This is a genomic window from Silvibacterium sp. (assembly GCF_047605705.1).
Classification (GTDB): Bacteria; Acidobacteriota; Terriglobia; order Terriglobales; family Acidobacteriaceae; genus Silvibacterium.
In genome coordinates this window covers 162667-175005 of record NZ_JASGFD010000003.1, presented here as the reverse complement: position 1 = coordinate 175005, position 12339 = coordinate 162667, and the positions used below count along the sequence as shown (strand labels likewise).

Below are 12339 nucleotides of genomic sequence, written 5' to 3'. Positions count from 1 at the left end.
CTATTCCATACCAGCCCCACGCTCTTCCCGTTCCATATCCAGCCCAGGGCAGGAAGAGTAAATATTCGTTATCTCAAAAGAGACCTGGTACTGGGCAAAGGTTCAGTCTGCTTTAGTGTCCACTTTAGGCAGATAATGTCCTGAAATGAGTAACGTAACTATCTTCGGCCTTGGCAAAGTACGCCAGCGCGGGTATGCTTTCGCAGTACTTTAAATCGTTTTATTTATTTATCATGCGGTGTTTTCAGTTATTGCCTCTACTCAAAGGTTTTACTAAGAAATAGATCGGAGGGCAGGTGCAGATTCAGACGATTCTCCGGGAACTCGACCAACAGATCTCGGTTCTACAGCAGGCCAAGGTTCTTCTAAGTGGCTGGGCAAGTCGCCCACGCGGCCGGCGTAAGTCAACCGTATCTGTGGAATTCCCGAAGGCCAAGGCTAGCGCGACAAAGAAGAAGGTTGCCCCGGGCAGGCCGCGACGGAGCGCGGCGAAGAAAACCACAGCTAGAAAGAAGCAGGCTGTCAGGAGATAGTTTTGCGAACTTAGAAAGTGAAGGGCCCGACCATTGGCGGTCGGGCCTTTTGCCTTATGTGGAAACGTTACTTACTTTGCCGTCTCGCCGGGCGCGAGGGTAATGGCCCTGATTCCTGACGCCAGATGCTGCTTGAGCGCTTCAGGCGTGCCCGTCAGCGCGGGGAATGTACCCCAGTGAATCGGGATAACCGCCTTCAGCCCGAGATAGCTGGCTGCAATGGCGGCTTCCTTCGGTCCCATGGTGTAGTGATCGCCGATAGGCAGCAGGCCGATCTCAGGCCGATAGAGTTCGCCGATGAGCTTGAGATCGGAGAAAAGCGATGTGTCGCCGGCGTGATAGATCACCGGGCCATTCTCGATCGTGAAGACAATGCCGGAGGCGACGCCGGCATAGATGGTCTCATCGCCGTCCTGAATGGACGAGCTGTGCTTGGCATCGACCAGCGTGATTGCCACGTCCTTGTAGCGATACGTGCCGCCGAGGTTCATGCCGACGGTGTTTTCGACACCCTTTGAGGCCAGCCAGCCGACGAGTTCCACCATGCCCACAACCTGCGGCTTGTGTTCTTTGGCGACCGGCTCTGCATCGGCAATGTGGTCGGAGTGGCCGTGCGTCAGCGCCAGCAGGTCGAGCTTCTCAGGAAGCTTGTAGCCTTTGGGGAACGTGGGGCTATGGGCGAAGAAAGGGTCGATGAGGATCTGGGTTCCCTGGGCGGTCGTGATGAGTACGGACGCGTGGCCCAGCCAGGTGATGGAGGTGCCCTTGAAGTCGGCCATGATTGTGAATGCTCCTTGAGGTGTCTCTTGAGGGGTATACCACTTGCGAAGAGTGGCTGAGGTAAATGCCGGTAAACGAGGTAGAAGGCCCTACCTGCCATGGGATGCGACAGGGAAGTAGGCGGATTCTGCACGAGCGGGACAAGAGGCCCTGAGCACAGCATAAATTCTCCGTTGACGCCGACAGGCGCTGGGAGTAATGTCTTCGCATGAGCGAAGAAAAAGCGAAAATCGGTACGCTGTTTCCGATCCTCAATTCCAACAACTCCGGCTGCGGTGGGAGAGAGGATTCTGCGCAAGCTACTCCTGGCAAACTGACCGGGATTGCACGGCTGGCGGCGATGGGGGAAGAGGCAGGCGAGGGGCATGAGATCGAATTTCGTACGCTGCCTGTGCGCTCGCTGCTCAATAACTCTGTCTCCAGGCGCGGACTGTGGTTTGCGAAGAGCATCAATCCGTATCGCGGCTGCGAGTTTGCCTGCCGCTACTGCTATGCGCGCTACACGCACGAGTTCCTCGAACTCCGCGACCCGGCGGACTTCGAGCGAAAGATCTTTATCAAGGAGAACTCGCGCTGGCTGCTGGAGCAGGAGATTGCAAAGCTTCATCCGGGAGAGGAAGTCGCGCTTGGTACCGCGACCGATCCTTACCAGCCGATCGAGCGTCGTGCGCGCGCGACTCGCGGAATCCTCGAGGTCTTCGCAAAGCGGCGCGGCCTTCGTCTGGGGATTGTCACGAAGTCGACGCTGATCGAGCGTGACATCGATCTCCTGACAGAGATTGCGTGTAGGCACGAGCTGGTGATTCATCTCACGATCACTACGGCAGATGCGAAGCTGGCTCGCATCCTGGAGCCACGCGCACCGCGACCGGATCTGCGTTTCCAGACTGTGCGGAGACTGCGTGAGGCGCGGCTGCGCGCGGGTGTGCTGTGTTCACCGCTGCTGCCAGGGATCACCGACAACCTGTCTGCAATGGAAGGTGTCGCACGACGCGCCAAGGAGGCGGATGCGAGCTTCTTCGCCGCACAGCCGCTTTTTCTCAAGCCCTGCTCGAAGGCCACGTTTCTCGATTTTGTGAAGGAGCACTTTCCGCAACTGTTGCCCAGCTATGAGCGCCGTTACGCTAGAGACGCCTTCACCTCGGAGGCCTACCAACAGAGAATGCGGGAGCTGGTGCGGGTGGTGACGCAAAAGCATGGGTTAGGCCGCAGATTGACAGACGCGTTGCTGACGCGAGACACCGGGCCCGCATCTTCGACGACACAGGCTCCGGTGCAGGGAGAACTTTTCACTACGGAGGAGGAAGCGCAGAAGCGCTCCGTGGAGGGACAAAGACCACAGCCGCAGCGGATGAACAATGTGATCCGAGGGCGCTTCAGCGCGTAATGATGACCTCGTACAGGTTGTCCTTCGCCAGAAAGAAGCGATAGTTGCTGAACTTGCTGAAGAGCTTCTCGATGCTGCGATTGGTGTAGACGCGCTGGATCGGATGCGGTTCGGTCTCCTGCATCTCGATGGTGTCGTTATCGGTCAGGTGATAGCGGCAGTAGGCTGTAGCGCCGGCCATCTTGCTGTGGAAGAGCGCGAGGATGCGGCCACCCTTCGAGACTGCGGAATGCAGATGCGCTACCAGCGGTTCGATCAGGCCTTCGGGGATATAGTCGAGCGTGGTCCAGAGCAGCACGACATCGAACTGGCGCCCGCCGAAGTTCAGGTTCTGCTCGAAAAAGCCTTCGACGTTGAAACGCGGTTTGCCACCTTCTTCTTCCGGGGGCAGAAGCCACGAGCCGTCCGGAGCCCCGGTCAACGATTCATGCACCACGTCACCCATGTAAATGCTGTGACCGAGGCCAGTAACGAAGTTGATGTTCTGCGGGGAGGTGGGCCCGATGTCGAGCACGCGCAGGCTTTCCTCTTCCTTGAGGTGCTTGAGCATGGCTGACCATGCGCTCGAATGGCGGGGGATACGCGGGCCTGAGAGCACAGTCGGACTGTTGCGCTCAGGCTCCTGGTCTCGCTTGAAGAAGCTGCGAAGCACGCGTGCTTACCTTACCTCGTTCCATGGAGCCTGTCGTGAATCTGCTGACGCTTATTGCTGTGCGAAATTCAAAACAGGCTCCAGGCTTTCTGGAGTTCGGAATCTGGAACCGTGAGCGGTGCGTGCAGCAACGCTCTCCGAATCAGGATGCGCTGACGGTGCTGGTGGGGGCTGCGGCCGCCGCGGCGGGAGCGGCATTCTGCACCAGGTCGACCTTGCCGGAGAAGATCGCATTCTCTTCGATCGAGAGGCGTGCAGCCTTCACGTCGCCAAGAATGTTCGCTCCGGAGCGAAGTTCCACGCGGCCGGTGGCGGCGATATCGCCGACCAGGGTGCCGAGAATGACTACGTCGCGGGCCGAGACGTTTGCCTTGACGCGCGCGTTGGGGCCGATGGTGAGACGGCTCTCGGTGAGCGTGATGGTGCCTTCGACCAGGCCGTCAACCAGAAGGTCTTCGCTGCCTTTCACTTCACCACGAATCTGAACGGACTTGCCAATTGAGGCGGCGCCTGTTGCGTCGGACGGGGGCATGGACACTCCTGTAAGAAGAAGGACTGATCTTGGTCGAACTATACGCAAGGGACCAGCGCGGCTGCAAGGCGCGCACCCCGCAGAGTGTAAGGAATGTGCGCGATACAGGAATCCAGATGCGCGATGCCGCATCCATTGAGGCATGGAATACAGACTGCTTGGCCATTCCGGTCTGAAGGTTTCCGCGCTCAGCTTCGGCGCAGCGACCTTTGGTGGTTCAACCGAATTTTTTCGCGCATGGGGACAGACGGGCGCAAGTGAGGCGTCGCGACTGGTCGATATCTGTCTCGAAGCGGGGATCAATCTTTTTGATGTAGCGGATGTGTATTCGGACGGGCTGGCCGAGGAGGTTCTTGGCGAGGCAATCAAGGGGAAACGGAACCAGCTGCTGGTCTCAACCAAGGCGACCTATCGTCTGGGGAACGGGATCAACGACGTCGGCTCTTCGCGCTGGCATATTCTCAACGCCGTGGACGCGAGCCTGAAGCGGCTGAAGATTGACCACATCGACATCTATCACATGCACGAGGTCGACTCGTTCACGCCGATCGAAGAGACGCTGGACACCCTGAACGGCCTGGTTCAGGCGGGCAAGATCCGGTATATCGCCTGCTCGAACTATTCCGGCTGGCACCTGATGAAGTCGCTGGCCATCTCCGAGCGCTATGGCTGGGCGCGGTATGTCGCGCAGCAGTCCTATTACTCGCTGGTGGGCCGCGAGTTTGAGTGGGAGCTGATGCCGCTCGGTCTCGATCAGAAGGTCGGTACGCTGGTCTGGAGCCCGCTAGGATGGGGCCGTTTGACAGGCAAGATTCGCCGCGGGCAACCGATCCCGGAGGGCAGCCGCCTGCCGCTGACAGCGCAGAACGGACCTCCGGTCCCGGATGAGCACCTCTACAAGGTCGTGGATGTGCTCGATGAGATCGCGAAGGAGACCGGCCGCTCGGTGCCGCAGATCGCGCTGAACTGGGTTCTGCATCGTCCCACGGTGTCGAGCGTCATCATCGGCGCGCGCAATGAGGAGCAGCTTAAGCAGAACCTCGTCACTGCGGATTTCAAGCTCACGGATGAGCAGGTCGCGCGTCTCGATGCGGCCAGCGAGGTCACGCCGATCTACCCCTATTGGCATCAGCGCCAGTTCACCGAGCGCAATACGCCGCCGGTCTAAAAGAACACGCCCGGGTGGTCCCGATGGAGTCGTATCGGGGCCACCCGGATATCCCATATTTCTGTAATGCCGGGTGGGGGACTACTCCCTTTGCCGTAGAATTTGCAGGTTATGCACCGTGCGCCTGCTCGCCTTCTTTCGACTGCTTTTTCCGCCTTTCTTTTCCTCCTTCCCACCTTTTCCGCGCATGCCGCGGCCGGTCCTCACACCTTTTTCAGCGTCACCCTCGGCAAAGAAGCTTCCGCCGCCCCGGTATCCGGGCGTCTGCTCATCTTTCTGACAGAAGGTGAGGGCGCGAAGGAGGTCGACGACGATCCGTTTGCACCGAAGCCTGTCTATGTGGCCGCAAAAGAGGTCGCCGATCTGAAACCCGGAGCACAGGTTGAGGTCGACACGGATGACGTGGTCTACCCGGCAGGATTTTCGACGCTCAAAGCAGGGGATTACCAGGTGCAGGCGGTTCTCGACACCAGGCACACGTATGCGTACTCGGGGCGCGGCGACGGCGACCTGGTCAGCGCGGTGACACCGCTGCGCGGCTGGACGCCAGGCATCGGAGCCGAACCGGAGCTGATCCTGAACGGGAATGCGACCGCGGAGAAGCCGGCTCCTCGTAACGTGGATGCTGCGAATGAAACTGCCGAGAAGGCTGCGCATCTTGAGGACTTTGTGAGCCCTGCGCTCACCCGGTTCTTCGGCTGGCCGGTGCATATGCGCGCGTGGGTGATTCTGCCACCGGGCTATGCGGAGCATCCGAACGACCGCTACCTCGCGGCCTACTGGACCCACGGCTTTACCGGCGGCCTGGCCTATGCAAAGTCAACTGGCGGCATGATCTATCGGCGCATGGCCGAGGGCAAGATGCCGCCGATGATCTGGGTGATGCTCGACGAGTCGTGGGCGACGGGCACGCACGAGTTTGCCGATTCGGCGAACAACGGCCCCTGGGGTACGGCGCTGACCACGGAATTCATCCCCAACCTTGAGTCGAAGTACCGCATGGTGGGGACCGTGAAGGGACGCTTCCTGAACGGGCACTCGTCCGGAGGCTGGGCGACCCTTCAGTTACAGGTCAACTATCCCAATGTTTTCGGTGGAACGTGGTCGACCTCGCCCGATCCGAGCGACTTTCATGACTTTACCGGCGTGGATCTCTATGCGCCGGGCGCGAACGTCTACCACCGTCCGGATGGCTCTCTCTATCCACTGGTCCGCATGAACGGGAAGGTTGTCGGTACGTTTGAGGGCTTTGCCAGGCTGGAGCGAGTGTTGGGCGATTACGGTGGCCAGATCGGATCGTTCGAGTGGGTCTTCTCGCCTCGGGGAGCCGACGGGCGCCCCATTCCGATGTTCGATCGGGAGACCGGTGCGGTGAACCCCGAGGTGGTTGCGTATTGGGGCGCTCACTACGATCTGGCGCACACCCTCGAGACAGACTGGTCAAACCGAGGCCCGGCGGTGAAGGGCAAGATTCACCTTTACGTGGGCACGGCGGACACGTTTTATCTGGATGGCGCGGCGCACCGGCTCGATGCGGTTCTGACGAAGCTGGGAGGCGACGCAGAATTTCGGTTCATCGAAGGACGTACGCACTTCGATCTCTACCGGGTGGGAGACGACCGGATGGGGCTGTTCGATCAAATTGGCGCTGCCATGTGGGCGGCTGGACATAATGGCCAGAAGTGGGTCGGGCCGGCGGCTGGGAACTGATGGGCAGAACTTAGGCTCAGAATCTGCTTGAGTCAGGGATGCGATGCTCGTTTACTGGATCCCTGACTCTTTACCGATTGTCAGCTTTAGGTCGTCGACGAAGAGCTGAGCCAAAACGCCAATCAACAGGCCTACGGCTCCGCCGATCAGGAGACCGCGGCCGTTCTCTTTGAAATGCCCGAAGGCTGCGAACAAAAGCAGGATGATGCAAACGCCCACGGCCGAGCGCAGAAAGATGAGAGGAGCGATTTTCTTTGCGATCATTGCCCGCTCAGCGCAGCCGCAGCGTCTGGATTCCAGCTTCCTGCTCGCGGAGGTCATCCTTCGAGACCACGGAGTCCAGGTTGAAGAGCAGGGCCGTGCAGGCGACGAGAAAGCCGCCGGCAAGGCCGATCAGAAAATTGCGAAAGCTGGCGTGCGCGGGAAGAAATACGGCCGTCAGGACGAGCAGGGCCGAGGTTCCGACGAAAAACCGAAGAAATCCGAGTGTGCCGATCTTTTTGCTGAGCATGGTGGCGATAAGGATGGCATCAGCCCCGTGCGGGTGCAACAGAAATTTAACGCCCGGGCACCTGGATCGGTTCCTTCGTAGGCAACCATTTCCATAGGTTAGAACGGTTTGCCACTGTCCCGTTTTTTCGCAGAACGGTATACTAAGAGATGTGACAGCCACCAGTGTTGATACCCTTACGCCCTCCGGTCTCGCGACCGACGGTCCTTCGAACGACAAGCGTGTTCTCCTGCTCAAGCCGCGCGGTTTCTGTGCCGGCGTTGTGCGTGCGATCGATATCGTCAAGATTGCGCTGGAAACCTTCGGCGCTCCGATCTACGTTCGCAAGGAGATTGTCCATAACCGCTTTGTTGTGAATGAGCTGGCGGAGAAGGGCGCGATCTTCGTCGATGACATCGATCAGGTTCCTGAAGGCAAGCGCGTGATCTATTCGGCCCACGGCGTTTCGCCGGCCGTGCGCCAGCACTCAAAGGACCGCAAGCTCAAGGTGATCGACGCGACCTGCCCGCTGGTCACGAAGGTCCACGTCGAGGCCATCAAGTTCGCCAAGCAGGGCTACTCGCTGGTGCTCGTCGGCCATCGCGACCATGATGAGATCGAAGGCACGATGGGCGAGGCGCCCGACGTGACCCAGATCGTCTCGAATGTCGAAGAGGTGCAGGCGCTCCAGGTTCCCGATCCGAACCGGGTGGCTTACCTGACCCAGACGACGCTCTCGCTTGACGAGGCGCGGGACATCATCCAGGCCCTCAAGGAGAAGTTCCCGAATATCGCCGGTCCGCATTCGCAGGATATCTGCTACGCGACCGAAAACCGCCAGACGGCGGTGAAGAATGTTGCTCATAACGCCGACCTGGTGCTGGTGGTGGGTTCGCAGAACAGCTCGAACTCCAACCGCCTGGTCGAAGTTTCAAAGAATCTGGGCACCAACGGCTATCTGATTGAGAACTCGAAGGCCATCGATCCTGCATGGCTGGACGGTATCTCGACGGTTGCCGTGACTGCGGGCGCTTCGGCTCCTGAGGTCCTGGTGGAGGACGTGGTCGCTTATCTGCAGGAGCGCGGCTACGGTTCGGTCGAAGAAGTCGAAGTCATGCCGGAGAACGTGCGGTTCGGTCTGCCGCCGGAGATCGTTCAGGCGATCCAGGCAGCTCCCGGTGGAACCTCGGCAGCGGTCTAACCGTAAGCAGAGCAGCAGCCGGAGCACGTCAGGCCGGCGACTCGGACAGAATGAGTACACGATTCGAATATTCCCAATCCGGAGCTCCCGAGAACCCCGACCCCGCCAGGGGAAATCAGTCACGAGGGGTGGAGACACAGACGAAAGGTACAGCATCCGCCACGAACCCTGCCGCGGGCAGGGTTCGTTTTGGGCGTATTGATGCCGACCTGACGGATGTGGAGTCAGCCGCGGAGAAATCGCGCGACTTCATCTTTTCGCAGCAGGATCCGGAAGGGTTCTGGTGCGGCGAGCTGGAAGCCGACTCGATGCTCGAGGCGGACTATATCTTTGCGCATGTGCTGCTGGGTACCGGCGACGCCGGCAAGATGCAGCGCGCGCTCACGGAGATCTTCCGCTTTCAGAATGTGGACGGCGGCTGGTCGAACTATCCCGGCGGACCGTCGAATATCAGCCTTTCGGTGAAGGGTTACTTTGCCGGCAAGCTCATGGGCATGAGCCCCGATCATCCGGCGATGGCGAAGGCGCGGGAGTGGATTCTCGCCAACGGCGGCGTGACCGAGTGCAACACCTTTACCAAGATCTATCTCTGCGGTCTCGGCCAGTATGACTATGACGCGGTTCCGGCCATTCCGCCGGAGATCGTGCTGTTTCCGAACTGGTTTTACTTCAACCTGTACGAGATCTCATCGTGGTCGCGGGCCATCCTGGTGCCGCTTTCGATCGCGTATGCGAAGAAGCCGTTCAAGAAGCTCTCTCCGGAGCAGGGGATCGATGAACTCTTCGTCGGCGGCCGCGAGAATGCTGATCTGCGCCTGAAGTTCGACTGTAAGAAACTGGTCAGCTGGCGGAATTTCTTCCTGGTCTGCGACCGGGTGACCCACTGGATGGAGCGGATTCACATCCGGCCGCTGCGCAAGATCGCACTGAAGAAGGCCGAAAAGTGGATGCTCGAGCGCATGGAGATGTCGGACGGTCTGGGAGCTATCTATCCAGGCATTCTGAACTCGGTCATCGCGATGCGCTGCCTCGGCTATTCGCTCGACGATCCGCAGGTGATCCGGGCGATGGACGAATTCGAAAAGCTGGGTATCGATGCGCCAAATGGCACTCCGGACTATGCCGAACCGACCTTCCGCATGCAGCCATGCGTGTCCCCGGTCTGGGATACGGCGCAGGCCGTCTATGCGCTGGGTGAGGCTGGAGTTTCGCGCAACGATTCCCGTCTGCTCAAGGCCGTCGACTGGATGTTGGCTAAGGAAGTTCGTCATAAGGGCGACTGGGCGGTCAAGGTCCGGGGCGTGGAGCCGGGCGGATGGTACTTCGAGTTCAACAACGAGTTTTACCCGGATACCGATGATTCTGCGCAGGTTCTGCTTGCGCTGAGCAAGGTCGATAACCCCCGGGAACGTTATCAGTACGACGTGGCGCAGCGCGCCATTGAATGGCTCTTCGGCATGCAGTGCAAAAACGGCGGCTGGGCGAGCTTCGACAAAGACAACACGAAGATGATCTTCCAGTACATCCCATTTGCCGACCACAACGCGATGCTGGACCCGCCGACGGTGGATATCACCGGACGCATGCTCGAGATGCTGGCTGCCTACGGATACACGCGCAAGGATAAGCGCATCGAGAAGGCGATCAAGTTCATCTATGACGAGCAGGAGCCGGATGGAAGCTGGTTCGGCCGCTGGGGTGTGAACTATCTGTACGGCACCTTCCTGGTGCTGCGTGGCCTTGAGGCCATCGGCGTGTGGAACCATGAGCCGCAGGTACAGCAGGCGGCGGAGTGGATTCGCTCGGTGCAGAACGCCGACGGCGGCTGGGGCGAAAGCTGCGGCAGCTACGACGATCCTTCGGCGCGCGGCGTCGGTGTCAGCACGCCCTCACAGACGGCCTGGGCGATCCTGGGTCTGCTCGCGGCCGGAGACAAGCGCAGCGATTCTGTGGCCAAGGGCATCAAGTGGATCCTCGCGCATCAGCAGGAAGACGGTTCATGGGATGAGAGTCTCGGTGAAGGCGCACAGCGGCAGGCGATTTACACCGGCACAGGGTTCCCGCGGGTCTTCTATCTTGCGTATCACTTGTACCGGAACTACTTCCCGCTGCTCGCGTTGACAAACTATAAGCGGGCGCTGGAAAAGGGCGATTGAGTTTTTCGCTCGCAGTCAGTAAAAGAGATTCGATTTCAGTATTCGATCTGAACTTCAGATCAGTTATCAGATTCAGGGGAGAACGATGGGCGTACCGATTTCACAGGCATGGACGGTTGCATCGTATGTGCTGAAGCAGAAGCTCAGCGGACGCAAGCGGTATCCGCTCGTGCTCATGCTCGAGCCGCTGTTCCGCTGCAACCTGGCCTGCGCGGGCTGCGGAAAGATCCAGTACCCGGCGCACATTCTCAAGGCTGAGCTGACGCCGGAAGAGTGCTTCAAGGCGGTGGAAGAGTGCGGCGCGCCGATGGTTTCGATTCCCGGCGGCGAACCCTTGCTCCACCCCAAGATGCCGGAGATTGTAGCCGGCCTGGTGGCGCGCAAGAAGTACGTGTACATGTGCACGAACGCGCTGCTTCTGAAAGAAAAGCTTCATCTGTTCAAGCCGAGCAAGTATCTCTCCTTCTCTGTCCACGTGGATGGGCAGAAGGAGCATCACGACTTCGCGGTCTGCCGCGAGGGCGGTCACGATATGGCGATGGAAGGCGTTCGCGCCGCCGTTGCTGCGGGTTTCCGCGTAACCACCAACACCACTCTTTTCGACGGCGCGGATCCGAACTCGGTGCGCGCGCACTTCGATGAGTTGATGGCCGCTGGCGTCGAGAGCATGATGGTCTCGCCTGGCTACACCTACGAAAAGGCGCCGGACCAGAATCATTTCCTCGGCAAGGCCCGGTCGCGCAAGCTCTTCCGCGCGATCCTCTCGAACCGTAAGAAGAGCTGGCAGTTCAACACCCATCCGCTCTTCTCTGAGTTCCTGATGGGTAAGCAGAACTTTGAATGCACGCCCTGGGGCATGCCGACCTTCTCCATCTTTGGCTGGCAGAAGCCCTGCTACCTGCTGCAGGACGGCTACGCCGATACCTTCCAGGAGATGCTGGATTCGACCAAGTGGGAGAACTACGGTGCGAAGAGCGGCAATCCCCAGTGCGCGAACTGCATGGTGCACTCCGGTCACGAAGCATCAGCGGTCGATTACAACTTCGGCTCTCTGAAGGGCTTCTGGGAGACGGCGAAGAAGTACATGTTCCCGTCGCTCTATCCCGATGCCGAAGCGCAGAAGCTGCTGAACGAGTGGAAGCCGGCCGCGTCGCATCCACTGGTGCAGATCGAAGCAGCGAAGACGAAGCACTCACTCGAAACGGTGGCTGGAGACTAACATGGCGACCGAACAGCAGGAGCATCTGCGCATCGAGCAACTTCGTCAGCAGAGCGCTGACGAGATCGAACACATCGCCGGACGCGAGCGCGAGAATCTGGAAGGCTGGATTCCGTCGCTCGCCTCTGACGCCGAGACCTTCGAAGCCCTGGAAAAGGCCTTCGATTATCGCGGCGACGTCACGCTCACGCTCAAGAGCGGCCAGCAGGTGAACGGCTATATCTTTGACCGGCGGACCGGCACCAATCTGCAGAACTCGGCTGTGCGGATTATTCCGTCGACGGAGCGCACGAAGCTGACCATTCCTTACGGAGATATCGCAGCACTGGCTTTTACCGGCCGCGACACGGCTGCGGGTAAGACTTTCGAGGCGTGGGTGAAGAAGTACCTCGAAAAGAAGGCTGCGGGCGAGAAGAACATCGGTATCGAAGCTGAGAAGCTGGATTAGATTGACGCTCAACTGGATGAAGCGAAGCGCGGAGGCTAATGCCTCCGCGCTTTGTTTTTAGGG

Annotated in this window: 11 protein-coding genes; 8 read left to right on the top strand and 3 right to left on the bottom strand. The window is 59.5% G+C overall.

Translation table 11 applies throughout. The features are described from left to right. Positions 1-604 precede the first annotated feature (604 nt). Positions 605-1312: a metal-dependent hydrolase gene (locus tag QM649_RS02155; RefSeq protein WP_415197359.1), complete on the bottom strand. Its 708-nt coding sequence runs from the start codon at positions 1310-1312 to the stop codon at positions 605-607. Between the two features lie 209 nt (positions 1313-1521). Between QM649_RS02155 and QM649_RS02150 the strand changes: the two genes are divergently transcribed. Continuing rightward, the gene (locus tag QM649_RS02150; RefSeq protein ID WP_415197358.1) at positions 1522-2700 is read left to right on the top strand and encodes a radical SAM protein; all 1179 of its coding nucleotides are present in this window, start codon (positions 1522-1524) and stop codon (positions 2698-2700) included. On the opposite strand, the gene QM649_RS02145 is transcribed toward QM649_RS02150, so the two are convergent. Further along, entirely contained in the window at positions 2690-3352 is a 663-nt protein-coding gene (locus QM649_RS02145; protein WP_415197357.1) for a methyltransferase domain-containing protein, read from the bottom strand. The two genes, QM649_RS02150 and QM649_RS02145, sit on opposite strands and share 11 nt — an antisense overlap. Before the next feature lie 142 nt (positions 3353-3494). Next, positions 3495-3884 carry a bactofilin family protein gene (locus QM649_RS02140; protein ID WP_415197356.1) on the bottom strand — a complete coding sequence of 130 codons (390 nt, stop codon included), beginning with the start codon at positions 3882-3884 and terminating at the stop codon, positions 3495-3497. A 142-nt stretch (positions 3885-4026) separates the two neighbouring features. Here QM649_RS02140 and QM649_RS02135 point away from each other — a divergent pair, with 142 nt between their 5' ends. From QM649_RS02135 to QM649_RS02105, 7 genes are all read left to right on the top strand, one after another. Then, positions 4027-5052, top strand: coding sequence for an aldo/keto reductase (locus QM649_RS02135; RefSeq protein WP_415197355.1), 1026 nt, complete (start codon positions 4027-4029; stop codon positions 5050-5052). 111 nt (positions 5053-5163) lie between these two features. Beyond that, the gene (locus QM649_RS02130; protein ID WP_415197354.1) at positions 5164-6762 is read left to right on the top strand and encodes an alpha/beta hydrolase; all 1599 of its coding nucleotides are present in this window, start codon (positions 5164-5166) and stop codon (positions 6760-6762) included. 202 nt (positions 6763-6964) lie between these two features. Continuing rightward, positions 6965-7354 carry a hypothetical protein gene (locus tag QM649_RS02125; protein ID WP_415197353.1) on the top strand — a complete coding sequence of 130 codons (390 nt, stop codon included), beginning with the start codon at positions 6965-6967 and terminating at the stop codon, positions 7352-7354. Positions 7355-7424: 70 nt separating this feature from the next. After that, on the top strand, positions 7425-8453 hold the full coding sequence (locus QM649_RS02120) for a 4-hydroxy-3-methylbut-2-enyl diphosphate reductase (RefSeq protein ID WP_415197352.1): 1029 nt from the start codon (positions 7425-7427) through the stop codon (positions 8451-8453). Positions 8454-8503: 50 nt separating this feature from the next. Next, a complete protein-coding gene (gene shc, locus QM649_RS02115; protein WP_415197351.1) occupies positions 8504-10609 on the top strand; it encodes a squalene--hopene cyclase in 2106 nt (701 codons plus the stop codon). 85 nt (positions 10610-10694) lie between these two features. Then, positions 10695-11828, top strand: coding sequence for an adenosyl-hopene transferase HpnH (hpnH, locus tag QM649_RS02110; RefSeq protein ID WP_415197350.1), 1134 nt, complete (start codon positions 10695-10697; stop codon positions 11826-11828). 1 nt (position 11829) lies between these two features. Next, a complete protein-coding gene (locus tag QM649_RS02105) occupies positions 11830-12276 on the top strand; it encodes a hypothetical protein (protein WP_415197349.1) in 447 nt (148 codons plus the stop codon). The last annotated feature ends 63 nt before the right edge of the window (positions 12277-12339 follow it).